Origin of the sequence: Thioclava dalianensis, from assembly GCF_000715505.1 — a bacterium.
Taxonomy (GTDB): Bacteria; Pseudomonadota; Alphaproteobacteria; order Rhodobacterales; family Rhodobacteraceae; genus Thioclava; species Thioclava dalianensis.
On record NZ_JHEH01000020.1, the window covers coordinates 1 to 25,049 of the forward strand.

Consider the following 25,049-nt stretch of genomic DNA (forward strand, 5'->3'; position numbering starts at 1 on the left):
ATACACGAAAATCAATGGGTCCTGACCCTAAATCGAAATCCACGCGGTGACATGCTGCCCCCGCTGTCCGACGACATCTCACGCGCGCGGCGAGATCGCCCCGCTATGGCCCACCACTTCGGCGGCGCAGGCATGTGCGGCGGTGAGCCGCTCGGGCTCGGGCGCGCCGCGCAGGAAGGCTGCGAGATAGGCCCCGTTGAAGCTGTCACCCGCGGCGGTCGTGTCCACGACATGGGTTGCAGGCGCGAAGCTCACGCCCGGGTCAACCGGCGCGCCAAGCGGGCAGGGACCCCCGCTGCCGCGTTTGAGCGCGCCTGCATGCCACTCCCGCGCGCCAAAGCGGGCCAGCACACTCGCCTCGTCCGGGTCGCCGAAAATCGCCATTTCGTCATCGACGCTCGGCAAGGCGATATCTGCGATCTCCCATGCGGCGGCAATTGCTGTGCGTGCGGCCTCGTGGCTTTCCCAGAGTAGCGGGCGGAAATTGGAATCAAACGCGATGTGGCAGCCGGTCTCTGCGCGGCGCGCGGCCAGCACTTTGAGCAACTGATCGCGCCCCTGCGGGCTCAGGATCGCAAGCGTGATCGCCGAGAACAGGTAGATCCGCGCGGCGGGCAGCGTTTCGGAATCGAGCATCAATCCGCGCGCGGCGGATTGATCGCGCCAATAGTGAAAACTGCGCTCGCCCTGCGGATCGGTGCTGACGGAATAAAGCCCGATATTGCGATCCGCGATGCGCGCGACATGGGCGGTGTCCACACCCTGCGCCTGCGCGAAATCCGCGAAATCCGCCGAAAGCGGATCGCGCCCGATGCGCGAGTGAAAGGCGACCCGCCCCGGCGGCAGGTTCCGCGCGGCGTAGACGGCGGAGTTGAACATGTCGCCCGCAAAGCCGATCTGCCAATCGGGCGATTTGCGCGTGTCGCGGCGCAGTTCGGCCATCACCTCGCCAATCGTAACGAGATCAAACATCACTCTGCCTCCTTGCGGATCGCGGCCTCGACCCCGTCTTGCAAGAGTGTCGTGAGCTTTTGCTCGACCGCACCGCGCCATTTCGGGCTGTCGCTCAGGGAGTTCGGGACGAGGCCGGGCAGCGCATGCAGCGCGCGGCTGATCGCGGCGGCCTCGGTCTTGTCCTTGAGCGCGGCTGTGATTTCCTCGCCGCGCGGATCGTTGAGCGTATAGCTCGTGCCGTCCTCATGACGCCCCAAAGCGTAGCGCATCCAGACCGCAGTGGCGAAGGCAAAGGCCGACAGATCGCCCCCGGCGCGCAGCGTATCGACCGCGGGCGCGAAAATCCGCTGCGGCAGTTTCTGCGTTCCGTCCATCGCGATCTGGGCCGTGCGATGCGCGATGGCCCGATTGGCAAACCGCGCCAGAAGCTGGTCGCGGTACGCCTGCAAATCAATCGCGTCAAGCGGTGGCAAGGTGGCGGCGGCAGCATCCATCTGGCGCGCAATCAGACGCGCCAGATCGGGCCGCGCCATCACATCGCGGACATAGTCGCAGCCCGCCAGAAATCCGGCATAGGCCAGCATCGAATGCGCGCCGTTGAGCAGACGCAGCTTCATCAGCTCATAGGGCCGGACATCTTCGACAAAGAGCGCGCCGCCCGCCTCCCACGCCGGGCGGCCCGTCGGGAAATGATCCTCAATGACCCATTGCGAGAACGGCTCTGTCTCAATCGCGGCGTGATCTTCGCAGCCGGTCAGCGCCAGCGCATCGGCCAGCGTCTCGTCGGTCGCAGCCGGGGTGATCCGGTCAACCATCGTGGACGGGAAGGCGACCGTGTCTGCGATCCACTGGGCCAGCTCGGGATCGTGGTGTTCGGTGAAAGAGATCACCCCGCCGCGCAGCATCGCGCCATTATCGGGCAGGTTGTCACAGCACAAAACGGTAAAGGGATCATGGCCCGCCGCGCGCCGCGCACGCAGCGCCGCACTGAGCAGCCCCAGCACGCCCGAGGGCGTCTCGGGATGGGCGAGATCGGCTGCGACCGCCGGGTGGCTCGGATCGGCCTGATAGGCGTCGCGACTAATTCCATAGGCCTTTTCAGTCACACTGAGCGAGACGATCCGGGTGCTCGGATCGCTGAGCGCGCGCAGGATCTCCGCGCCACCCCCGGCGCCCGAGAGCGCCTTTGAGATCGCGCCGATGACCCGTCCGGTGCTTGCGGCATCGTCGCGCTCAATCACGGTATAGAGCCCGTTCTGCGCGCTGAGCGCCTCGACGATCTCGACGCTGCGCAAGCTGACGCCGATGATCCGCCAGTCGCCCCCCTCTGCGGCCAAAGCCGCATCGGTATAGACGGCCTGATGGGCGCGGTGAAACGCCCCAAGCCCGAGATGGACGATCCCCGTCCCATGCGCGGAAGGGTCATAGCCGGGAAGATCGGCCGGGCCGTTGATATCCGCGAGGTGCTTGAGACGGGTCATGCGGTGGCTCCGTGTTTGGGGTGGGAGAGGGCGGTGATCACACCGCGCAACTCGGCCAGACCCTTGAGCCTGCCGATCAGTGGATAGCCCGGTTGGGCCTGCCGCGTGAGGTCATCGAGAATGTCCTGCCCATGATCTGGACGCATCGGGATCGAGACATCGGAGCGGCCCTCCGCGCGGCGACGGGCCTCTTCGCGTAGCACGGCGGCGATCACCGCCACAAGATCCACATCGCCGTCCAGATGGCGGGATTCATAGAACGAGCCCGGCGCGTTTGGGCTTTCGCGCGTGACATTGCGCAGATGCAGGAAATGGACCTTCGGCCCAAGCCGCTCCATCATACCGGCAAGATCATTGTCGCCGCGCGCGCCAAGCGATCCGGTGCACAGGGTGATGCCATTGGCGGGGCTGTCCACGGCACCGGTCAGCTGGCGAAAATCGGCTTCGGTCGACATGACGCGCGGCAGACCCAGCAGATCGAAGGGCGGATCGTCGGGGTGGCAGCACAGCCGCAGGCCAAGGCGCTCTGCGGTGGGTATGACCTCGGTCAGGAAATCCACGAAATTCGTGCGAAGCCGGTCGGGGGTAACAGTGCGATACGCATCAAGATTGGCCTGCACATCCCTCAGCGAGAAGCTCTCTGCAGCGCCGGGCAGACCGAACACCACATTGCGCGCAATCGCCTTCTTGGCGGCGTCATCCATTTTGGCAAAGCGGGCGCGGGCTTGCTCGATAATCTCGGGGGGGAAGGACTCTTTCGCGCCCGGGCGTTCCAGAATGAACAGATCGAAGGCAGCGAAATCCACGAAGTCGAAACGCATGCAGGTGGCGCCGTCCGGGCGGGGCCAGTGCAGATCCGTGCGCGTCCAGTCGAGCACGGGCATGAAATTGTAGCAGATGACCTCAAGCCCTGCGCGGGCGAGGTTCTCAAGGCTGGTCTTATAGGCGTCGATATGCGCGCGCCATTCCCCGCTTTGTCGCTTGATATCTTCCGAGACGGGCAGGCTTTCGACAACCTCCCACGCCAGACCGGAGGGCGTGCCATCGGGCAGGCGCGCAATCTCGGACTGGCGCTGCGTGATGGCATCGGGCTGCCAGACCTGACCTGTGGGGATGTGATGCAGCGCGCTGACGACGCCTTCCACCCCCGCTTGCAGCATTTCCGATGTTGAAACCGTATCCGACGGCCCAAACCAGCGCCAAGTCTGCCTCATTCTTATCCTCCCGAGCGGTTCTATCCGTGCCTGCGCATGGAACTTGGGCACCCTAGCACGGCGCAGTTCGGTTGACTAGTATGGTGGTATGGTTTAGTGTCTCGGCTCAGGAGGATTTCACGATGAGCGCTCAGCATCCGAGAGAAATGCTAAATCTTAGCGCCGCGGTCTCGCCGCAGGTGTTTCGCTTGCTGCGTAACCGGATCATTCGCGGCGATCTGGAACCGGGCACGCGCCTGTCGGAGGCCGAGATCGGCGCCGAATATGAGGTGAGTCGTCAGCCGGTGCGCGAGGCGTTCATCAAGCTCGCCGATGAGGGGCTCTTGGAGATCCGGCCGCAGCGCGGAACCTTCGTGCGCAAGATCGCCGTCTCGGCGGTGATGGATGCGCGTTTCGTGCGCGAGGCGATTGAGGCCGATGTCGTCAAACTGTTGGCCATGACGGGCAACCCGGCGCTGCATCGCGAGCTGCGCACTCAGATCGCAGCACAGCGTGAGCGCGTTGAGGCAGGCGACAATCTTGGCTTCATGGAGCTGGATGAGCGCTTTCACCGTACCCTCGCAGAGGCCGCCGACAAGCACCACGCCTGGTCGATGGTCGAGACCATCAAGTCGCAGATGGACCGGGTGCGCTATCTCAGCACGAAGCGCTTTCCCATGGAAAACCTTGTGCATCAGCACGCTGAGGTGGTCGCAGCGCTTGAGCGGGAAAACCCCGCCGAGGCCGAGGCTGCGATGCGTCAGCACCTGCAGGCGATCCTGAGTGATCTGCCCGACATCGTGGAAGACAAACCAACATATTTCGACGCATCCGAGAGGATCTGAACGGCACCTAGGAGCGTCGCTTACGGCAATGAAACTCTAGGGAGGAGAAGAAGATGACACGGAAAACCATGAGCCGCCGCGCCGCCTTGCAAGGCATCGTCGGCACGGTCGCAGCCACCGGGGTGTTCTCGATCGGGCGGCGCGCCTCTGCCGCAGGGCAGGCGCTTTCGATCAACACGGCGCTCGCCACGACAGACCCGCTCTATAAGGGTCTTGAGGCGATGCAGGCGAATGTGGCGAAAGCCTCGGATGGCCGCCTTGAGATCAAACTGTTCCCGCAATCCCAGCTCGGGCCTGATGAAGACGTGCTCGAGCAGGCCCGCGCCGGCGCTCCGGTCGCGGTGGTCGTGGATGGCGGACGCCTTGCGGTCTATCAAGAAGAGTTCGGCGTGCTCGGCGCGCCCTATCTCGCGCCCGGTTATGACGGGATGCGCAAGGTCGTGACCTCGCCGATGTTCGAAGAGTGGGTCGGCAAGCTCAATACCGGCTCGCAGCTTCAGGTGCTCTCGTTCAACTGGTGGCAGGGTCTGCGCCACGTGCTGACCCAGAAGGAAGTGAACACCCCCGACGATCTGCACGGCGTTCGGATGCGCACGCCCGGCGCGCCGGTCTGGATCAAGACGATTGCCGCAATGGGAGCCACACCCACGCCGATGCCTTGGGGCGATGTCTATTCGGCCCTGTCGAGCAATGTGCTCGACGGCGCCGAAGCGCAGCTCCCCGCGGTGGTTGGGGCCAAGCTCGACGAGGTGATTACCCATATCACCAAGACCGGCCATATCAACCTGATCACCGGGGTCGTCACCTCGGGGCCGTGGTTCGACGGGCTCGACGATGATCTCAAGAAGATCCTGCGCGACGAGTCGGTCAAGGCAGGCGATATCGCCTCGAACGGCACGAGCGACTCGCTGGCTTCGATCGAACAGAGCCTGAAGGACAAGGGACTTTCGGTGCGCGACATCGACACCTCGCCCTTCGTCAAGGCGACGGCGCCGGTCTATGACGAGCTGGGCTATGGTGCGCTGCGCGACAAATTGCAGGGCATCGCAAACGCCTGACACTGACAGCCGGAGCGCAGCAATCGCGCTCCGGCCTTTCGCGATCTACGCGCCTGTCGCATGATGCCCTTGCCGGGCGCATAGCATAGCCGGGTGCGTCAAACGGGGGCCTCCATGACGCGCATCTTGAACACGGTCGAACTTGCCGTGGGTATCATCCTTCTTGCGACAATCACCTTTCTTGTCTTCATCGCCGCAGTCATGCGGTTTTTCGGCCATCCGCTGATCTGGTCGGTCGATCTCGCGCAGCTTTTGTTCATCTGGCTGTGCTTCGTCGGGGCCACGCGTGCGATGCGACAGCGGGTTCATCTGGGCGTCGATTTCCTCGTGCGGCTGCTGCCGCATCGTGCGCGGTTGTGGCTTGAGAGCGCGCTCTATCTGGTCTTTTGCGCCTTTTTGCTGGCGCTGACGGTCGAGGGCTACAAGCTCACGATGATGAATATGCAGCGCAAGTTTGGGGATTCCGGGCTGCCCTATGCCTGGGTCACCATCGCGGTGCCCGTCGGATCGGTTCTACTGATCATTGCGATGACCCAGAATCTCATTTCTGCGTGGCGCGGGCGCGACCGCGAAGGGACACTCGTCTTCACCTCGCATAGCTCGGAAGGGGAGATCTGAGATGCTCCTGATCGCCATCGTTTTCTTTGCCCTGCTGATCCTCGGGGCGCCGGTCGCCTTTGCCATTGGCATCTCGGGCTTCACCTTCTTTCTGACCTCTGACGTGATGCCCGTGGCAATCGGGGTGCAGAAAATCGCCACCGTGTCGCAAAGCTTCCCGCTTCTGGCGGTGCCGTTCTTCGTGCTGGCCGGACATCTGATGAATGAGAGCGGCATCACAGAGCGGCTGTTCAAGTTCTCGCATGTGGCCGTGGCCTGGATGGCAGGCGGGCTGGCGCAGGTGTCGATCATCCTGTCGACGCTGATGGGCGGCGTGTCGGGCTCGGCCGTGGCCGATGCCGCGATGGAGGCCCGGATTCTCGGGCCGCAAATGATTGGCGCGGGCTATTCCAAGGGCTATGCCTCCTCGGTCATCGCGCTCTCTTCGCTCATCACCTCGACCATCCCGCCCTCGATCGGGCTGATCCTTTATGGCTATGTAGGGCAGGTCTCGATCGGGCGGCTGTTCATGGCCGGGATCATCCCGGGCGTCCTGATGATGATCTTCCTGATGGTCGCGGCGTGGCTGGTGGCCAAGCGGCGCAACTATGTCGTGGCCGACAGCGTCAAGCCCACCTGGGGCGAGCTGGGCCGCGCGGCATGGCAGGCAAAATTCGCGCTGCTCTTCCCGGTGCTCCTGATCTTCTCGATCCGCGGCGGGATCTTCACCCCTTCCGAGGTCGGTGCCTTCGCCGTGGTTTACGCAATCATCGTGGGCTTCTTTCTTCATGGCGATCTGACTGTCGCGCGAATGAAAACCGCCTTCACCGATGCGATCACCGATATCGGCCTGATCATGTTGATCATCCTGATGAGCGGCATGATCGGCTTTGCGATCATCTTCCTGCAGGCGCCGCAAAGCATCGCAAGCGCGCTGCTATCAACCCTCTCGGATCCGCGCGCTATCGTGGCGGTGATCCTGATCAGCCTGTTCATCGCGGGGCTGTTCTTCGAGAGCACGATCCTTGTCCTGCTGCTCACGCCGATCTTTGTGCCGGTGATCGAAAAGGCGGGCGTCGACCCGGTGCATTTCGGTATCCTGATGATGACGATCGTGACGCTTGGCTCGATGACGCCGCCTGTTGGGGTTGCGATGTATACCGTCTGCGGCATTCTCAAGACACCGCTTGAGGACTACATCCGCGAGTCGCTGCCCTTCTTCCTCGCCATCTTCGTGCTGTTGCTGTTGCTCTTGTTCGTTCCGCAGCTCACGCTCTTTCTGCCCAATCTGATGTTTGGATAACCCATGGCTCAATTTCTCGATCCCGACCGTTTGTTTCCGGCCGATCCGGCTCAGCGGAACATTGCGCGTGACCTCTACGAGTCGGTGCAAGGCCTGCCCATCGTGTCCCCGCACGGCCATACCGATCCGGGCTGGTTTGCACATAACCCCGCCTTCAGCGATGCGACGAGCCTGTTTCTGACGCCCGATCACTACGTCTTGCGAATGCTCAAATCGCAGGGGCTGAGCTATGACGATCTGGGCGTGCCCCGGCGCGACGGCGCGCAGGTGGCCGAGCCGCGTGCGGCGTGGCGTCACTTCGCGGCGCATTACCATCTCTTTGCGGGCACGCCCTCGCAGCTTTGGATCGATCACGCGATGTCTTGGGGCTTTGGCATCTCCGAGCGTCTGAGCGCGGGGAATGCCGATGCGATCTTTGACACGATTGGCCAGCAATTGCCGCGCGATGAGATGCGGCCGCTGGCCATTTTGGACCGCGCCAATGTCGAGGTGATCGCGACGACGGAATTCGCGCTCGATCCGCTGGAGGCGCAGGGGGAGCTGGCCGCAAAAGGGCTCACGAAACGGGTGCGCACCACCTATCGCCCCGATGACGTGACCGATCCCGACCATCCCGATTTCGCGGCCAATCTGGCGCGTCTTGGCGCGCTGACCGATTGCGACACCGCCCGCTGGGAGGGGTTGATCGAGGCCCATCGCAGGCGGCGCGCAACCTTCCGCAGCTTTGGCGCCTGTGCCACCGATCATGGCGTGCCCACCGCGCGCACCGCCGATCTGGCCGAGGGCGAGAAACAACCGCTCTTGGACCGCGTGCTCAGCGGCGATTTCGATCCGCAGGAGGCCGAGCTGTTTCGCGCCCAGATGCTGAGCGAAATGGCGGCGCTGTCGGTCGAGGATGGCATGGTGATGCAGATCCATGCCGGGGTGATGCGCAACACTGATCCCGAGTTGATGCGCACGCGCGGCCCCAATCTGGGCGCCGATATTCCGCAGCCCGTCTCGCCCGCGCAAGATCTCGGCCCGCTCTTGCGCCGGTTTGGCAACGCGCCCGGCTTCCGCTTGATCTTCTTCTGCCTCGACGAAAGCGTGCTGAGCCGGGAGCTGGCGCCGATGGCGGGCTACTGGCCCGCGCTGCGGCTGGGGCCGCCATGGTGGTTCCATGACAGCCCGCGCGGCATCGCCCGCTATCTCGACGGGGTGGTGGAATCCGCGGGCTTCCTCAATCTCGCGGGCTTCAACGACGATACCCGCGCCCTGCTGTCGATACCCGCACGTCACGATGTCTGGCGCAGATGCTGCGCGACGTTCCTCGCCGATATGGTGGCGCGTCATCTGATCGATCCATCCCATGCGCGCGAGCTGGCGGGATGGCTCTCGTATGATGCGGCCCGCGAGGCTTACCGCCTCGACTGAGGCACCGCCCTTAGCGGGGCGTCGCAATGTAGCGCGACGCCCCGCTAAGGGCTGAGCTATTCGATCCCGCCGGGGCAGATATTCTTGATTTACAGAAAATCCTAAATTCCGAGTTTCAAGCCCACAACGTCCACGGGCCGCTTGAGCATTTTGATCCGCTTGGACTCTCGCGAGAACCATTCAATGAAGGACGCACCGTAGAGGATCGTACAGCGCGCCTCAGCCCAGGGTTTTCCCGTCTCGGCGATCATGGTTCCGGTGGCCGGATCATGCACCGCAAACCGCGCAGCCCGGTCTTCCCAGATGCCATTCACATAGGCGCGCGTTTCCAGCAGCGAGGGGTCGTTCAGGTTGAGCGGCGTCGTCTCAAAGCCCCTTCGCCGCAAGGATCGACGCCTCTAGAATATCGAGCGCCTCGGCGAAGATTTCTTGCGGGATGGTGAGCGGGGCGAGGAAGCGGATGACATTACCATAGACGCCGCAGGTCAAAAGAACGAGGCCGCGCTCCAGCGCTTCGGCCCGGATCTTATGGGTGAATTCGGGGTTCGGTGCGCGCCCGTCGGCGGTGTTGAATTCCGCCGCGATCATGAAGCCCGGACCGCGCACATCCACCATTTCCGGCACCCGGCTACGGATTTCCTCGAGCCGTTGTTTCAGCCGCGATCCCAGCATGTTGGCCCGCGCGCAGAGCTGTTCTTCCTCGATCACGTCGAGCACCGCATGGGCCGCTGCGATCCCCAGCGGATTGCCGCCATAGGTGCCGCCCAAGCCGCCGGGTTGCACAGCCTCCATGATCTCGGCCCGCCCGGTCACAGCCGCAAGCGGCAGCCCGCCTGCCAAGCCCTTTGCCATCGTGGTGAGATCGGCGGTGACGTCATAGCCCTCCATCGCCAGCAGATGCCCGGTGCGTGCAAATCCCGTCTGGATCTCATCGGCAATCAGCAAGATCCCATGGGTGTCGCAAAGCGCGCGCAGTGCCTTCATGAACTCGCGCGGGGCGGGATAGAAGCCGCCCTCACCCTGGACCGGCTCAATGATGATCGCTGCGACCCGGTTGGGATCGAGATCGGATTTGAAGAGCGCCTGCAGCCCGCGCATCGCGTCGTCCGAGGTCGTGCCATGCAGCGCGACCGGGAAAGGCGCGTGATAGATATCGGGCATCATCGCGCCGAAATTCTGCTTATAGGGCGCGACCTTGCCGGTCAGCGACATGCCCATGAACGTGCGTCCGTGAAAGGCGCCGCCAAAGGCGATAACGGCGGAACGCCCGGTTGCGGCGCGCGCGATCTTGATAGCGTTTTCGACGGCTTCCGCCCCGGTCGTGACAAAAACCGTCTTCTTCTCGAAGTCGCCCGGCACTTTCTGATTGAGCCGTTCGGCGAGGCGCACATAATTCTCGTAGGGCAGCACCTGATGGCAGGTATGGGTGAAGGCCGCTGTCTGGGCCTGCACAGCCGCCATCACGCGCGGATGGCAATGGCCGGTGTTCACCACCGCGATCCCGGCTGCGAAATCGATATAGCGCCGCCCTTCGACATCCCAGACCTCCGAACCTGAGGCGCGCTCGACATAGATCTGGGTCTGCATCCCGACGCCTTTAGGGATCGCAGCCTCACGGCGCGCGGAAATCTCTGCGTTCTTCATGTCTTGGTCCCTTTCAAGGCGGCGCATGCGCCGAATATCTCTAGATTCCGCGAGCATAAGGCGTTATTTTTTCCAAAATAGTCTGTTTCTGTGTGGCCCTAACACATTGAAATAAAACGGTCTGACGAAAGATGTTTGCGGATAATGAACGACACTAACAGCGCGCATGAAGATATGGAGCTGGGGCGGCGCCTGCGCTACGTCCGCGAGCGCGCGGGCCTGTCGCAACGGCTGCTCGCGAAAAAGTCGGGCGTGCCCAATTCGACGATCTCGCTGATCGAATCCGGCAAGACAAACCCGTCGGTGAGCGCGCTGCGGCGCGTGCTCGATGGCATCCCGATCAGCATGTCCGAGTTTTTCGCGTTTCAGCCCGAACCCGAGAAGACGAGCTTCTACGCGGCCTCCGAGCTGACCGAGATCGGCAAGGGGAAGCTCTCGCTCAAACAGGTTGGCGCGAACCTTTTCGGGCGCTCACTGATGATCCTCTATGAGACCTACGAGATCGGCGCCGATACCGGTCGGGTGATGTATGGCCATGAGGGCGAAGAGGGTGGGATCGTGCTGTCAGGGCGCGTCGAGATCACCGTGGGCTCGCACCGCAAGATCCTTGGCGCGGGCGATGCGTATTACTTCGACAGCCGCGCCCCGCACCGGTTTCGGCAGGTGGGCGCGGAGACATGCGTGATCGTGAGCGCCTGCACACCCCCGACGTTTTGACCCGTCAAACCGGGCGGCGCCCAGCCACCGCTTAGGGTGCGAGCAAAGTCTTGCCCACCCCGTCAGGCGCTGTGGCTGCGGTGCGCGGCGGCGCGGTCCGATAGGGCCCCGTGGCTTCGAACGCCGCCGCATAGGCGAGCAGTTGCGCATCCGACCAGCCCCGTCCGGCGAAGGTAAGGCCTGCAGGCATGCCGATATCCTCGGCCATGCCCATCGGCGCCGTGACCGTGGGCACCCCCATGTGACGGATCGCAAGGTTGCCATTGGCGACCCATGTCCCGTTCTGCCACGCCAGATCCGCAGAGCGCGGGTTCACATCGGCATCCGCAGGGCCGATATCGGCCATCGCGGGAAAGATCACCGCATCGACACCCAGCCCATCCATCCAGTCTTCAAGATCCGCGCGCCGCGTGGCCTCCAGCCCTTGCACGCCTTCTGCAATTTCGGGAATCTCGCGAAAATCGCCGACCGGGTTTCTGCGCGCGAAGGCCGGGTATTGTGCAATATCGTCGTCGAACCCGGTATAGCGGTCGGGTAGGGCGCCTTCAGGTTTGGGAAAGATCATCGCCCCGTCGACATCGGCCACGCGGTTGAGCTTGGGATCGTCGTTCAGGCGCAAGAAAGTATCCCAAGACCAGACCGACAAATCCCAGATCTCGCGGGTCAGAAAGTCCGGAGACACCAGACCCCGCGTATGAATGCTGGGCGCGCCGGGTCGGTCGCTTTCGTAATTGGTGACCAGCGGGAAATCGGTGACGATGACCTGCGCGCCCGCGGCCTCGATCGCTTCTCGCGCGCGCGCCATCAGCGCCACGAATGAGGGCCGCGTCTTGATCGGCTGGCCGGTCGAGCCGCCGATGCCGCCATCCGGATTGGTCCCGGCTTCGGGATCGGCGTTGATATACATCGCGGGCAGCGCAAAGCGTTTGCCGCGCAGCGAGGCACTGTCCGCCAAGGCACGATACGAGGCAGGCCGGGTCTCGGAGGGTTTCGGGATCGCGACCCAAGGTTGGCTGCGCCAGAAATCGCCCTCCGTCTCAGGATCATCCGCGACGATCACATCGAGCAGCGCCAGCATATCACCCATGCTGCGGGTATGGGGCACCACGACATCCATCGTCGGCACAAGCGGCCAGTTGCCGCGCACCGAGATCACGCCCCGGCTGGGCGTATAGGCACAGAGCGCGTTATTGGCCGCAGGGGCACGCCCGCTCGACCATGTCTCCTCGCCCAGACCGAAGGCCGCAAAGCTGGCAGCCGTCGCGGTCCCCGACCCGTTGGAGGAGCCAGAGGCAAAAGCCGAGGTCAGATAGGCCGCATTATAGGGCGATTCCGCGCGGCCATAGACCCCGCGCTGCATGCCGCCATTGGCCATCGGTGGCATATTGGTCAGCCCCAGCAAGATCGCGCCCGCCGCCCGCAGCCGCGAAATCACGAACGCATCGTCCGATGCGATGAGATCCTTGAACGCGGGCGAGCCGCTGGCCACCGTAAGCCCGCGCACCTTGTCGCTGTCTTTGGCGGTGTAGGGGATGCCGTCGAGCGGCGAGAGCGGCGCGCCCTGAGCGCGCCTTGCATCCGAGGCCCGCGCCTCGGCCAGTGCCTCCGGGTTGAGCACCGGCACGGAATTGAGCGCGATCCCGGCGTGATCGTAATGCGCGATCCGGTCGAGATAGGCCATCACCAGCGCCTCTGCCGTCGTCTCGCCCTGCGCCAGCGCCGCTTGCAGATCGGCAATCGAGCTCTCGATGACGTTCATCTCACGCTCCGGCTTTCGGCTGTTGCTGGGTGATGCAGTGAATGCCGCCGCCCCGCGCGAACAATTCCCGCGCATCGAGCGTGACGATCTCGCGGTCACCGTAAACCCCGGCCAAAGATTGCGCGGCCCGGGCATCGGCGCGGTGCTCGCCAAATCCGCAGGCGATGACGGCATCGTTGATCACGAGGTGATTGACGTAGGAATAATCCACGAACCCATGCGCGTCGCGCAGGACCTCTGGCGCGGGCAGCTCGATGATCTCAAAAGGCTTGCCATTCGCATCCACCGCCTCGGACAGCTCCCGGCGCAGGGTTGCGCTCACCTCGAAATCGGGATGCTCGGGATTGGTCTGCGCATGCATCAGCAGCTTGCCCGGCGCGGGGCTCGTGGCCACGATATCGACATGGCCCGAGGTGCCAAACTCATCGTAATCGCGCGACAGCCCGCGCGACAGCCAGACCGCGTTGTGCGTGCCAAGCACGCGTGCCATTTCCGCCTCGACCCGCTGCCGGTCGGCATGCGGATTGCGGTTCGGATCAAGCTGGACCGTCTCGGTCAGTAACACCGTGCCCGCACCGTCGACATGAATCCCGCCGCCCTCATTGACCAGAAGCGAGGGGATGACCGGCGCGCCCACGAGATCCGCGATGAAACGCGCCGTGTCGCGGTCGGGCCCGGCATTGGCCCACGCATGGCCGCCCCAGCCGTTGAAGATCCAGTCCACTGCCGCCAGTTGGCCCTGCGCGTCATGCACGAAAGTCGGCCCGCTGTCGCGCATCCAGAACTCTCCGACGGAGCGCTCCACCAGCTCAATCTGCGAGTCGAGCCGCCGACGGGCCTGTGCCATCGCGGACGGATCGACGATCATCGTCACCGGCTGGAATCGCGCAATCGTATTGGCGACCTCGGCCCAGACCGCATAGCCCGCCTCGCGCTGTTCTGAGGTCTCGCCAAGCGTCTCTCCCTCGCAGGGAAACGCCATCCAGATCCGCTCTTGCGGCGCAGTCTCGGGGGGCATGGTCCAGGTCATGGGCGTCTCTTTCACAATCTGAAGTCGGGGGGAGGGGCCTTGCGTTAAATTTGCGCGCGCCCTGCTCACAAGATCAAGCGCTCAACGCAGACCGGGTCTCGAAAAACGCCCGGCTGTCTGCGATAGGCCGCCATCACCCGTGCCATCTGATCCTTCGAGGGGCCTCCCAAACCTTGTGTTGCAACGTCTTTCTGTCAGGCGCGGCGCGCGCTCACAGACCCAGCCGGTCGCGCAGCGCATACCACCACGCGCCCATCACGGTGTAGGGCACGCGGAAGGTGCGACCGCCCGGAAAGGGGATCCATGGAACCTTGGCAAACGTGTCAAAGCGCGACAGATCGGCGTCCACCGCCTCAGACAGGATCCGGCCAAACAGATGCGACCCGGTCACGCCATGGCCCGAATAGCCATGGGCGAAATAGGTGTTGCTCCCGATCCGGCCCATCTGCGGCACCCGGCTGAACGAGAGCGCGAAATTGCCCGACCAGCGAAAATCGATCTTCACATCCGAGAGCTGCGGGAACACCTTTTTGAGGTTCGGCACGATCTTGGCCTCGATATCGGCCGGATCGGTGCCGCCATAAACCAGACCGCCGCCAAAGATCAGGCGCTTATCGGCAGAGAGCCGGAAGTAATCGAGGATGTAGCGGATATCTTCGACGCATTCATCGCCCGGCAGGATTTCATGGGCGAGCGCATCGCCCAGAGGGGCGGTGGCGATCATCTGCGTCGAGACCGGCATCACCCGCCGCTCCAAAGTCGGCACGACATGGCCAAGATAGGCGTTGCCGCACAAGATCAGCGTCTTGCAGGTGATCGCGCCCTTGGCAGTGCGCACGACCGGGCGCGCGGCTTCGGTATCGGCGGAGAGCACGGGCGAGTGCTCGTAGATGACACCGCCGTTTTTCTCAAAGGCCTCGGCCTCGCCCAGCACCAGATTGAGCGGATGCAGATGGGCGCCGCTGTGATCGATCATACCGCCCGAAAACACATCCGAGCCGACCTTTTCGCGCAGCTGCGCGCGCGAGAGCATCTCTTGATTGTGGTGGCCGTAGCTCTCCCACAGCGCCTTGCGCGCTTCGAGCTCGCGCAGATGGGCGTCGGTATAGCCCGCAAAGATATTGCCGTTCTTGAGGTCGCATTTGATGTCATAGGTCGCGATCTTCTCGCGGATGATCTCCTGGCCTTCCTGCACGACGCTGGCCACGAAATTCGCAGTGTCCCGGCTGTAGCGCTTCTCGATGGTTTGCAGCGAAGCGTTGAGCCCGTTCACCACCTGCCCGCCATTGCGCCCGGACGCCCCCCAGCCGACCTGAGCGCCCTCGACGATCGCGACCTTATGGCCCTTTTCGGCCAGATGCAGCCCGGCGGAGGCGCCGCTATAGCCCGCGCCCACGATGCAGATATCGATCTCCTGATCGCCGATCAGTTCGGGGCGGACGGGCGCGGGATTGGCCGAGGCCGCATAATAGCTTGCGGTATGTTGGCCGTCTCCGGCGTAGGAGGTCGCGGCTTTGCTCATCAGACGGTCTCCAGATAGGTGTGAAACTCAAAATCGGTCACATGGCGTTTGAACACGCTGAGTTCCTGCTTCTTGCAGTCGATCAGCATGCGCTGGAGTTGCGGGTCGTAGATCTTTCGCACGTTTGGGCCAAGCCGATAGGCCTCGATCGCCGAGGCCCAGTCGAGCGGCAGGCGCGGCAGATCCTGATTATAGGCGTTGCCCTTGACCGGGGCGACCGGCTCCCACTGGTTTTCAATGCCCAAAAGCGCGCCGCCCAGAATGCTGGTCAGCACCAGATAGGGGTTGGCGTCAGCGCCCGCGACCCGGTGCTCGATCCGCCGCGCGCTGGGATTTCCGCCGGGCACGCGCACCGCCACCGTGCGGTTCTCATAGCCCCAGGCGATGGCCGAGGGCGCATGCGCACCGGGGGCGAGCCGCCGGTAGGAATTCTCATGCGGGGCAAAGGTCAGCGTGTTCTCGGCCATCGTCTGCAACAGCCCGGCCACCGCGTGACGCAGCACATCCGTGCCCGCATCCGTGCCATCGTCGAACACGTTGCGCCCCTCGGAATCGATCAGCGAGAAATGCACATGGAAGCCATTGCCCGAGAGGTTGCCATAGGGCTTGGCCATGAAGGTGGCCGCCATCCCGTGCTTGCGTGCAATCCCGCGCACGGTCCGCTTGAACAAAACCGCGTCATCCGCGGCGCGCAGCGGATCGGCGACATGCATCATATTGATCTCGAACTGGCCCGCGCCGTTCTCCGAGATTACGGAATCGGCGGGAATGCCCTGCTCGCGGCAGGCATCGAACACATCGCTCAGGAAATCGTCGAAATGCTGCAACTCGTCGATGGAATAGACGTCATCGGAATCGAGTTGTTTGCCCGAGACCGGCGATTTCGGCGGCTCGGGGCGGTCGGTATCGGGATCGACAAGGTAGAATTCCAGCTCGGTCGCGACCACGGGCGTCAGCCCGAGCGCCTTGTAGCGGTTGGTCACCAGCTCAAGCGCGCGGCGCGGGTCGCCAAGGAACGGCGCGCCGCCCTCCCATGACAGCCACATCGGGACCATGACCGTCGGGTGATTGGCCCAGGACATCGGCAAGATCCCCCGCCCCGTATAGTCACACAGCCCATCCGCATCGCCGGTGTGGAACACCAGATCGCTGCCCTCGATATCCTCGCCCCAGACATCGACACCGATGGCCGAAAGCGGCATCCGCACGCCACCGCCCAGAACCTTGTCGATCTGATCGATGGGAATGCGCTTGCCGCGCATCATACCGTTGAGATCGCAGATCGCGGTGATGGCCGTTTTGACCTCGGGATTGTTGCGGAGCCATGTCTCGGGGTCGTGTTCCTGCATGTTCTTTCTCCTAATGCGATATCAAAGAAAAAAATGTGATATCATTTTTGCGACTTGTATCTTGATTTGAGATTCTGTCAACTGTGCTGCGCGATTGAGACGGCGCCACATGCAGCAAAAGGCAGCGCATTTTATGACGAAGAAGGATGCATTCAACATCCCCGAGTTGCCAACGGGCGACACGGAAACCGTCCAGGAATATGCCTATCTTCGTCTGCGCAACGCGATCATGCTGGGCTCGATCGAGCCGGGCACCAATCTGACCATTCGCGGGCTTGCGAGCTATCTCAACCTCAGCCCGACGCCCGTGCGCGAGGCGATCCGCAGGCTCAGCTCGGAGCACGCGCTGGAAGTTCTCGGCAATCGCAGGCTGCGGATTCCGGTGATGGAGGCGGGCCGGTTCGAAGAGCTGATCCAGCTGCGAATCGCTCTGGAGACCCACTCGGCTGAGCGCGCGATGCCCTATATTTCAGACGTCATCGTGCAGGAATTGACCGAGATCGATGATGCGATGGATCTCGCCATCGCCGAATATCGGATGGAAGATCTGACCCAGCTCAACCATAAATTCCACCGCAGGCTTTACGGGGCCAACCCCTATCCACAGTCCATTCCGCTGATTGAAAGCATCTGGCTTCAGCTTGGCCCGTTCCAGCGTCAGGTCGTGCGCGAAGTCAAAGCCTATTACCATATCGACCGCCACAAGGAGGTCCTAGCGGCCCTGCGCGAGCGCAATGCCACAGCGCTGATCGTGGCGATCGAAAATGACATCCGTGACGGGATCGTGCGCACCGGGCGCGAGAAGCTCAAGCAAGAGGCGCGCGCGGCGCAGACCGGCCAGAGCTAGGCGCCCACCCCCTTTTTTGCGATGGGCCCGCCATGCGATCTGGCCGCGATCTGGGAATGCGCGCGCCATTTCGGGCAGCATATCTCAGCGCAAAGACATAAAATGCGATTGCATTTATTTATTTGTGATACCTTTATGGGGAAAAGTCGACTCGTCCGGTCCCTGCCATGTCAGGACGCACCACCAACGGGTCGCTTCATCTTCAGGATAGGAGACTTCCATGGCGCACCTTCAGTCCGACAAATTCTATATCGGCGGCAAATGGGTTGTCCCGAGCACCGACCGCACAGCCGATGTCATCGACCCGGCGACCGAAACCCCATTTGCGAGTGTCGCCATGGGGGCGCAGGCGGATGTCGATGCCGCGGTGGCCGCCGCCCATGCAGCCTTCCCGAGCTTTGCGCAGACGACAAAGGCCGAGCGCCTCGATCTGCTGGCTGCGATCCGGGAGGTCTATGAAAAGCGCTTTGGCGAGATGGCCGCGACAATCACGCAGGAAATGGGCGCGCCGATCACTCTGTCCGAACGCGCGCAGGCCGCCGTCGGTATCGGGCATCTCGATGGTGTTGTCGCAGCCCTCAAGGCATTCGATTTTGAGCATAAGAATGCCAGCGGCGATCTGATCGTACATGAGCCCATCGGCGTGTGCGGTCTGATCACGCCGTGGAACTGGCCGATCAACCAGATCGCGCTCAAGGTCATCCCGGCGCTGGCGGCTGGCTGCTCCATGGTGCTCAAACCCTCGGAACTCACGCCGATGAACGCGCTGCTCTATGCCGAGATCCTGCATGAGGCGGGGGTGCCTGCGGGCGTGTTCAATCTGGTGAATGGCGACGGCCCCACGGTGGGTGCGCCGCTCGTCGCGCATCCCGATGTGGCGATGGTGTCCTTCACGGGCTCCACCCGCGCGGGCGTCGAGATCTCGAAAGCCGCCGCACCGTCGGTCAAGCGCGTGACGCTCGAGCTGGGCGGGAAAAGCCCCAATATCTTGCTGGACGATTGCGATCTGGAGGCTGCCGTGACGCGCGGTGTCCAGCATTGCTTCCAAAACACCGGGCAGTCGTGCAACGCGCCGACCCGCATGCTCGTCCCCGCCAGCCAGTATCAAGAGTCTGTTCGGATCGCGCGCTCTGTGGCCGAGGGAACGCAGGTCGATCTGCCCGCCAAACCGGGCAAACATATCGGGCCGCTGGCCTCCTCGGTGCAGTTCGACAAGGTTCAAAAGCTGATCCAGACCGGGATCGACGAGGGGGCGACACTGGTCGCGGGCGGTCCCGGTCGCCCCGACGGGTTCGAGCGCGGCTATTTCGTGCGCCCGACGGTGTTTGGCGATGTGACAACCGAGATGACGATTGCGCAGGAAGAGATCTTCGGGCCGGTCCTCGTGCTGATCGCCTATGACGATGTCGATGACGCGGTGCGCATCGCCAATGACACGCCCTATGGTCTGGCCGGGTTCGTGCAATCGGGCACGACCGAAAGCGGACTTGCCGTGGCACGCCGCATCCGGGCCGGGATGATCCATGTGAACGGATCGGACATCGCCTTCGGTTCGCCCTTTGGCGGCTACAAGCTCTCGGGCAATGGGCGCGAGGGCGGGGCGCACGGCATCGCCGATTTCTGCGAGATCAAAGCGATCTCGATCTAGAGGGGTCGCGCCTGTTGCTCTTCGGGTGACCCGCTGGGGCCACCCGAAGACATTCAACCGATCTGAAGCAGCGGCTTGAAGGCAGCTCCCGTGAAGCTGTCAGGATGCGAGGCCGATATGCCGGTCCCGCGCCGCGGGCGCGCCCTGTCTCCGTGCGATCAGGGCACCGGCTCGGCGACAGGGGCGGGCACCTGTCCGATCCGCGCCCCGGTGGCCGTGTCAAACAGATGCAGAGCCTGCGGGCGGACAGTCAGGTAGATCTGCTCGGGAATGGCGATCTCGGGCGATTGCACGAAGGCCAGATATTGCCCGCCCGCCGCGACATGCAAGATCCGGCTCGCGCCCAACTCTTCGACATAATCGAGCTTGACCGGCAAGCCGCGCGGCGCGCTTTGCAGCTCTTCGGCGCGGATGCCGAGCGTGACCGGCCCATCGGGCGCCTGCGCAGGCCCCATATCGTGCCCCTCCAGAATGACCCGCCCGCCCACAACATGTGCATCGAGCAAGTTCATCGCCGGCGAGCCGATGAAGGCTGCGACAAAGGTCGTGGCGGGCCGGTGATAGACTTCGAGCGGCGTTCCGACCTGCTCGACCCGTCCGCCATTGAGCACGACCAGCCGGTCGGCCAGCGTCATCGCCTCAAGCTGATCATGGGTCACGTAAAGCGCCGTGGTGCCAAGGCGCCGTTGCAATTTGCGGATCTCGCCGCGCATGCTGACGCGCAGCTTGGCGTCAAGGTTCGAGAGCGGCTCATCGAAGAGAAACGCCTCCGGCTGGCGCACGATGGCGCGCCCCATGGCGACGCGCTGACGCTGGCCGCCCGAAAGCGCGCGCGGTTTGCGATCCAGATAGGCGTTCAGCTCCAGCATCCGCGCGGCCTCGGCCACCCGGGCCTCGATCTCGCCCTTCGGCGTTTTGCGGTTTTTCAGCCCATAGGCCATGTTCTCGCGCACCGTCATATGCGGATAGAGCGCGTAATTCTGGAACACCATCGCGATATCGCGCTCGGAGGGCTCGATCTTGTTGACGACACGCGCCCCGATCGCGACCTCGCCGGTCGAAATCTCTTCCAGCCCCGCAACCATGCGCAACAGCGTGGATTTGCCACAGCCCGACGGCCCGACCAGCACGATAAATTCGCCATCGCGGATCTCGAGATTGACCTCACTGACCGCAGTGACCCCACCGGCATAGGTTTTGCCGACGTTTTTCAATGTTATTTCAGCCATTTACTTGTCGCTTTCCGTAAGACCCTTGATGAACATGCGCTGGAAGACGACCACCACGAAAACCGGCGGGATCATCGCCAGAACCGCAAGGGCAAAGGCTTCGTTGTAATCGGGGATCTGGCTGCCGACCCAGACCTGCAGGATCGACTTGATGCCGCGCATCAGGGTGTAGAAGTGCTCATCCGTGGTCATCAGGATCGGCCAGAGATACTGGTTCCAACCATAGACGAACATGATGATGAAGATCGCGGCCATCATCGTGCGCGAGAGCGGCACCAGAATGTCGAAGAAGAACTTCACCGGGCCCGCCCCGTCGATCCGCGCGGCTTCGAGCAACTCATCTGGCACCGATTTGAAGAACTGCCGGAAATAGAACGTGCCCGTGGCCGAGGCCAGAAGCGGTACGATCAGCCCGGTATAGGTGTTGAGCAGATGCAGCTCGCTCATCACCTGATAGGACGGCATGATCCGCACTTCGAGCGGCAGCAGGAGCGTCGTGAAGATCATCCAGAAGAACAGCGTGGCCAGCCGGAAGCGGAAATAGACCAGCGCATAGGCGGCCATCATCGACAGCACGATCTTGCCCACGGCAAAGCCGATGCCCATGATCATCGAGTTCAAGATCATGCGCGCGCCGGTGACGTCTCCGGTGAACCCGCCGCGCGCGGTCAGCACCTTTTTATAGGTCGCATAGGCGTCGGTTCCGGGCAGAAGGGCGATCCCATTGGTGTGAATCCAGACCGCCGAATGGGTCGAGGACATCACCGCCAGCACCACCGGCGCGATCAGAAACAGCGCGCCGAGGATCAGGATCAGGTGGTCGAGAGGTTTGATCTTTTGCATCATGTCACCCGTAATGCACGCGGCGTTCGAGGAAGCGGAACTGCACCACGGTGAGCGCGGCCACGATAACCATCAAGATCACCGATTGCGCCGAAGAGCCGCCGATATCGTTGCCTTTGAACCCGTCGAGATAGATCTTGTAGACCAAGGTCATCGGGTTGTTGGCGGGCTTGTCTTTGACGATCACATCGATGATCGCGAATGTGTCGAACAGCGCATAGGTGATGTTGATGATCAGCAGAAAGAATGCGGTCGGGGCCAGCAGCGGCAAGATCACATCCTTGAACCGCGCCCATCCCGTGCGCGCATCGATCAAGGCCGCCTCGCGCACGCTGACGGGCACCGATTGCAACCCCGACAGGAAGAAGATGAAGTTATAGGGGATCTGCTTCCAGACCGCGATCAGCGTCATCGCAAAAGCCGTATCCCAGTAATTCACGCCGACCTTCAGATCGTAGCCAAAAAGCCCCGCAAGCTGGGTGAACGGCCCGATATGCATGTCAAACAGCATCATGCCGATCAGCGCTGCGACCGGCGGCGCGATGGCATAGACCGAGATCAGCACCGTCTTGTAGATCGAGGCGCCGCGGATCACCTTATCCGCCTTCACTGCCAGCAGCAGCCCGAGCCCCAGCGACAGCGCCGTGACGACCAGCGCAAACCCGGCGGTGAATGTTGCGGTCGAGAGATATTCACCGCTGCTCAGCGCATCGGTGTAGTTATCGAGCCCGACGAAAGTGGCGCTGAAGCCGAACGGGTCTTCGAGATAGAACGACGATGTCACCGCCTGCACGGATGGCCAGTAGAAAAAGATCACGACCACGGCCAGTTGCGGGAGCAAGAACACCCACGGCGTCAGCGGGCGGTCGAATTGCACCCGCTTGGCGGGCGCGGTGGCCTCACCGCGCCACCATTTCGCAAGGCGTGCACGCGCCGAGAGCGGAGGGGGAACCGGCAAGGGGCGTGAGATCGAAGACGGGGAATGTGTCACGGGCGAACCTGTCTGTCTGGCGCAGCGTATGCAGCGGGAAACGGGACCGGCCCCGAGCGCGACGCCCGGAGCCGGCAGAGGCGCGGACGCGGCCTCAGCTGGAAGTCTTGGCGAACCGTGCCAGCAAGGCGTTGCCTTCGGTCTCGATGGTCTCAAACGCCGCCTTCGGCGTGGTCTCACCCGAGAAGATCTTGTTGAACTCGCGCTCTTCGATCGTGCGGATCTGCGGGTAGAAGCCCAGACGGTAGCCCTTGGTCCACTCACCGCCCGGCAGCATCAGTTGCTTGATGCCAACCTCGGCGACCGGGTTTTTCTCGTAATAGCCTTGCTTTTTCGCAAGCTCATAGGCGGCGGTGGTGACCGGAACATAGCCGGTATTCTCGTGCCAATAGACCTGGATCTCGGGCGAGGTCAGGAAGGAGAAGAACTGCGCGGTGCATTTGTTCTGATCATCGGGCTTGCCGGCCATCGCAAAGAGCGCAGCCCCCCCGATGAAGCTTTGCATCTGGTGATCGGCAAGGCTCGCCCAATAGGGCATGAACACCGCCGAGAACGGGGCCGTAGCCGATTTCTGCAAGCCGCCGAAGCTGCCCGACGAGCCGATCCACATTGCGACCTTGCCCTCCTCGAAGGGCTTGAGGTTGTCCGACCAGCCAGCGCCGTAAAACCCGTACCAACCCTTGTCGGCCCAGTCTTTCAGCTTGTCGAACATCATGATCTGCTCGGGCGTGTTCACCGTCAGTTCGGTGCCCTTGATCGCGTCATAGCCGTTATTGTTGGTCGCGAATTGCTGGTTGTTACGCGAGTGGAAATTCTCGACCATCATCCAGGTCAGCTGCGAGGCGGTCATCGGCAGATAGCCCGCCGCTTTAAGCTTGGGCGCGATGGTTTCGAACTCTTCCCAAGTCTTCGGCGGCTCAACCCCGGCTTTCTCGAAAGCCTCGGTATTGAAATACATGATCGGCGCCGAGGAGTTGAACGGCATGCCGACGAACTTGCCATCCGAGTCGGCGTAGAAATGGCTCACACCGTCGATGAAGTCCTTGCGGTCAAAGCGCTCGCCTTGTCCCTTGATCAGATCCTCAGCGGCGATCGTCGCGCCTTTGGCTGCCATGATCGTGGCGGCGCCTGCATCGAAGACCTGCAAGATATTGGGCTGCTCGCCCGAGCGGAAAGCTGCGATCCCCGAGGCCAGAGCCTCTTCATAGGTGCCCTTCGAGACCGGCGTCAGATGGCAGGCTTGCTGGCTTTCGTTGAATTTTTGCGAGATCTCATTGATCACCTCGCCATTGCGCCCGCCCATACCGTGCCACCATGTGATATCGGTCTGTGCCAGCACGGGTGCTGCCATGAAGCTCAGCGCCAAAGCGGCAAGTGTTGTGGATTTGAACATGTCTGTCTCCCAGGTTTGTCCTGAGCGAGTGCTGATTGCATTTTGCAACATTGTCGTGACATGCGCGTGAAGGCTCTGTGATATGGCGCGATAAGGCCAACCCGGTGCATACGTCGCATTTGGCGCGAAGCCTGCTGGCGCGCGGATGAAAAGGTCGGCACGATAGCGATGACGCGCGACTGAGGAGGGGATTTGCATGGAACCGTTTGACATCGATTGGATCGACCGCTTTGAGGGTCTCAAGCGGCTTCCCCCCGATATCCGCGCAGATCTCACCCAAGGCAGCCAGATCCTGTCCGCGCCAGCGGGCACCCAGATTTTCGCGCCCGGCCAATCCGCCGATAACCTGCTTTTGCTGTTGGAGGGCTCGGTCCGGGTTCAACAGAAATCCGACACGGGCCGCGAGGTCTTTCTCTACCGGGTCCATGCGGGCGAAAGCTGCGTGCTGACGACGGCCTGCATGCTGTCCTTCGAGGATTACGCAGCCGATGGCATCGCCGAGACCGATGTGCGGGCCGTGGCGATCCCGCGCAAGACCTTTGACGCATTGGTCGCGCGCTCGGCGGTGTTTCGCACCTTCGTCTTCACCGCCTATTCGCGCCGGATCACCGATCTTTTCACGCTGATCGATGACATCGTGTTCCAGCGTATGGATGTCCGTCTGGCCACCCGCCTGCTCGAACTTGCGGATGAAACCGGCACCGTGGTCGCCACCCATGCGATCCTTGCAAGCGAGTTGGGCACCGCGCGCGAGGTGATCTCGCGCACGCTGGCCGAGTTCCAGCGGCGCGGCTGGATCGAGCAATCGCGCGGCAAGCTGTCGCTGATCGGACGGGCGGGGCTGGAGCGCATGGTGCGGCTGGCCTGAGCCGCGCGTCACGGCTTGCGCCTTTGGTGACCAAGTCACCGAGGCTTTGGCCCAAGTCATGCGAGAAGGTGTCTCAATCGACGCCACCTAGGGAGCATGACATGACACCGAATATGGGACTTTATGATCGCGCAGGGCGCATCTTGGCCGCGGTCGCGTTGATTTGGGCGGCCTTTGGTTCGGCCTTGGCTGCAAGTGGCGCGCTGCATTGGCTCGCACTCGGGGTGGCCGCGATTTTCCTCGTGACCGCGCTGGCCGGGCGCTGCCCGCTCTACAGCCTGTTCGGCCTCAAGACCTGCCGCAGCTGCTAAGCCCCGGCGCGTCCAAGCGCAGCAAACCCGGTTCAGTGATATTGTCACCGTCGC

22 protein-coding genes and 1 pseudogene are annotated in these 25,049 nt (G+C 62.9%); 10 read left to right on the forward strand and 13 right to left on the reverse strand.

What is annotated here, in order from left to right:
* Positions 1 to 78: 78 nt before the first annotated feature.
* Genes DL1_RS14300 through uxuA form a run of 3 tightly spaced genes read right to left on the reverse strand, consistent with a single transcriptional unit; the run spans position 79 to position 3,649 of the window.
* The gene (locus DL1_RS14300; protein ID WP_038067669.1) at positions 79 to 972 is read right to left on the reverse strand and encodes a sugar kinase; all 894 of its coding nucleotides are present in this window, start codon (positions 970 to 972) and stop codon (positions 79 to 81) included.
* On the reverse strand, positions 972 to 2,435 hold the full coding sequence (locus tag DL1_RS14305; RefSeq protein ID WP_038067672.1) for a mannitol dehydrogenase family protein: 1,464 nt from the start codon (positions 2,433 to 2,435) through the stop codon (positions 972 to 974). The genes DL1_RS14300 and DL1_RS14305 overlap by 1 nt, the downstream gene beginning before the upstream one ends.
* Entirely contained in the window at positions 2,432 to 3,649 is a 1,218-nt protein-coding gene (uxuA, locus tag DL1_RS14310; protein ID WP_038067675.1) for a mannonate dehydratase, read from the reverse strand. Before uxuA ends, DL1_RS14305 begins: the two co-directional genes overlap by 4 nt.
* A 146-nt stretch (positions 3,650 to 3,795) precedes the next feature.
* On the opposite strand from uxuA, the gene DL1_RS14315 reads away from it, so the two are divergent.
* From DL1_RS14315 to uxaC, 5 genes are all read left to right on the forward strand, one after another.
* The gene (locus DL1_RS14315; RefSeq protein ID WP_081856351.1) at positions 3,796 to 4,473 is read left to right on the forward strand and encodes a GntR family transcriptional regulator; all 678 of its coding nucleotides are present in this window, start codon (positions 3,796 to 3,798) and stop codon (positions 4,471 to 4,473) included.
* Between the two features lie 53 nt (positions 4,474 to 4,526).
* Complete coding sequence (locus DL1_RS14320) at positions 4,527 to 5,531, forward strand: C4-dicarboxylate TRAP transporter substrate-binding protein (RefSeq protein ID WP_051693578.1); 1,005 nt, start codon at positions 4,527 to 4,529, stop codon at positions 5,529 to 5,531.
* Between the two features lie 114 nt (positions 5,532 to 5,645).
* Positions 5,646 to 6,149: a TRAP transporter small permease gene (locus DL1_RS14325; protein ID WP_038067679.1), complete on the forward strand. Its 504-nt coding sequence runs from the start codon at positions 5,646 to 5,648 to the stop codon at positions 6,147 to 6,149.
* A 1-nt stretch (position 6,150) separates the two neighbouring features.
* Complete coding sequence (locus DL1_RS14330; protein WP_038067681.1) at positions 6,151 to 7,431, forward strand: TRAP transporter large permease; 1,281 nt, start codon at positions 6,151 to 6,153, stop codon at positions 7,429 to 7,431.
* 3 nt (positions 7,432 to 7,434) lie between these two features.
* A complete protein-coding gene (gene uxaC / locus DL1_RS14335) occupies positions 7,435 to 8,844 on the forward strand; it encodes a glucuronate isomerase (protein ID WP_038067682.1) in 1,410 nt (469 codons plus the stop codon).
* 119 nt (positions 8,845 to 8,963) lie between these two features.
* Here the strand turns inward: uxaC and DL1_RS14340 are convergent.
* Positions 8,964 to 9,230 (reverse strand): annotated as a pseudogene (locus DL1_RS14340) (hypothetical protein); the annotation flags it as partial.
* On the reverse strand, positions 9,211 to 10,488 hold the full coding sequence (locus tag DL1_RS14345; protein WP_038067685.1) for a 4-aminobutyrate--2-oxoglutarate transaminase: 1,278 nt from the start codon (positions 10,486 to 10,488) through the stop codon (positions 9,211 to 9,213). The gene DL1_RS14345 and the pseudogene DL1_RS14340, both read right to left, overlap by 20 nt.
* 144 nt (positions 10,489 to 10,632) lie before the next feature.
* Here DL1_RS14345 and DL1_RS14350 point away from each other — a divergent pair, with 144 nt between their 5' ends.
* The gene (locus DL1_RS14350) at positions 10,633 to 11,205 is read left to right on the forward strand and encodes a cupin domain-containing protein (protein WP_038067688.1); all 573 of its coding nucleotides are present in this window, start codon (positions 10,633 to 10,635) and stop codon (positions 11,203 to 11,205) included.
* 31 nt (positions 11,206 to 11,236) lie between these two features.
* On the opposite strand, the gene DL1_RS14355 is transcribed toward DL1_RS14350, so the two are convergent.
* The 4 genes from DL1_RS14355 to DL1_RS14370 all read right to left on the reverse strand — a co-directional run bounded on the left by DL1_RS14355 (position 11,237) and on the right by DL1_RS14370 (position 16,865).
* Positions 11,237 to 12,964, reverse strand: coding sequence for an amidase (locus DL1_RS14355; protein WP_038067690.1), 1,728 nt, complete (start codon positions 12,962 to 12,964; stop codon positions 11,237 to 11,239).
* A gap of 1 nt (position 12,965) precedes the next feature.
* Positions 12,966 to 13,994: an agmatine deiminase family protein gene (locus tag DL1_RS14360; RefSeq protein WP_038067692.1), complete on the reverse strand. Its 1,029-nt coding sequence runs from the start codon at positions 13,992 to 13,994 to the stop codon at positions 12,966 to 12,968.
* A 211-nt stretch (positions 13,995 to 14,205) separates the two neighbouring features.
* A complete protein-coding gene (locus DL1_RS14365; RefSeq protein WP_038067693.1) occupies positions 14,206 to 15,516 on the reverse strand; it encodes an NAD(P)/FAD-dependent oxidoreductase in 1,311 nt (436 codons plus the stop codon).
* A complete protein-coding gene (locus DL1_RS14370; RefSeq protein ID WP_038067695.1) occupies positions 15,516 to 16,865 on the reverse strand; it encodes a glutamine synthetase family protein in 1,350 nt (449 codons plus the stop codon). The genes DL1_RS14365 and DL1_RS14370 overlap by 1 nt, the downstream gene beginning before the upstream one ends.
* A 133-nt stretch (positions 16,866 to 16,998) precedes the next feature.
* Here DL1_RS14370 and DL1_RS14375 point away from each other — a divergent pair, with 133 nt between their 5' ends.
* Complete coding sequence (locus DL1_RS14375; RefSeq protein ID WP_038067761.1) at positions 16,999 to 17,712, forward strand: GntR family transcriptional regulator; 714 nt, start codon at positions 16,999 to 17,001, stop codon at positions 17,710 to 17,712.
* A 220-nt stretch (positions 17,713 to 17,932) separates the two neighbouring features.
* Complete coding sequence (locus DL1_RS14380; protein ID WP_038067698.1) at positions 17,933 to 19,360, forward strand: aldehyde dehydrogenase family protein; 1,428 nt, start codon at positions 17,933 to 17,935, stop codon at positions 19,358 to 19,360.
* Positions 19,361 to 19,518: 158 nt separating this feature from the next.
* On the opposite strand, the gene ugpC is transcribed toward DL1_RS14380, so the two are convergent.
* The 4 genes from ugpC to DL1_RS14400 all read right to left on the reverse strand — a co-directional run bounded on the left by ugpC (position 19,519) and on the right by DL1_RS14400 (position 23,816).
* Positions 19,519 to 20,589 carry a sn-glycerol-3-phosphate ABC transporter ATP-binding protein UgpC gene (gene ugpC / locus DL1_RS14385; RefSeq protein ID WP_038067701.1) on the reverse strand — a complete coding sequence of 357 codons (1,071 nt, stop codon included), beginning with the start codon at positions 20,587 to 20,589 and terminating at the stop codon, positions 19,519 to 19,521.
* Positions 20,590 to 21,432, reverse strand: coding sequence for a sn-glycerol-3-phosphate ABC transporter permease UgpE (gene ugpE / locus DL1_RS14390; protein WP_038067762.1), 843 nt, complete (start codon positions 21,430 to 21,432; stop codon positions 20,590 to 20,592).
* A gap of 4 nt (positions 21,433 to 21,436) precedes the next feature.
* Positions 21,437 to 22,309 (reverse strand): ABC transporter permease subunit, encoded by an 873-nt coding sequence (locus tag DL1_RS14395; protein ID WP_143081753.1) that lies wholly within the window; start codon positions 22,307 to 22,309, stop codon positions 21,437 to 21,439.
* A 208-nt stretch (positions 22,310 to 22,517) separates the two neighbouring features.
* The gene (locus tag DL1_RS14400) at positions 22,518 to 23,816 is read right to left on the reverse strand and encodes an extracellular solute-binding protein (RefSeq protein WP_038067704.1); all 1,299 of its coding nucleotides are present in this window, start codon (positions 23,814 to 23,816) and stop codon (positions 22,518 to 22,520) included.
* A gap of 196 nt (positions 23,817 to 24,012) precedes the next feature.
* On the opposite strand from DL1_RS14400, the gene DL1_RS14405 reads away from it, so the two are divergent.
* Entirely contained in the window at positions 24,013 to 24,684 is a 672-nt protein-coding gene (locus tag DL1_RS14405) for a Crp/Fnr family transcriptional regulator (RefSeq protein WP_038067707.1), read from the forward strand.
* Between the two features lie 101 nt (positions 24,685 to 24,785).
* The gene (locus DL1_RS14410) at positions 24,786 to 24,995 is read left to right on the forward strand and encodes a YgaP family membrane protein (RefSeq protein ID WP_038067708.1); all 210 of its coding nucleotides are present in this window, start codon (positions 24,786 to 24,788) and stop codon (positions 24,993 to 24,995) included.
* Positions 24,996 to 25,049 lie beyond the last annotated feature (54 nt).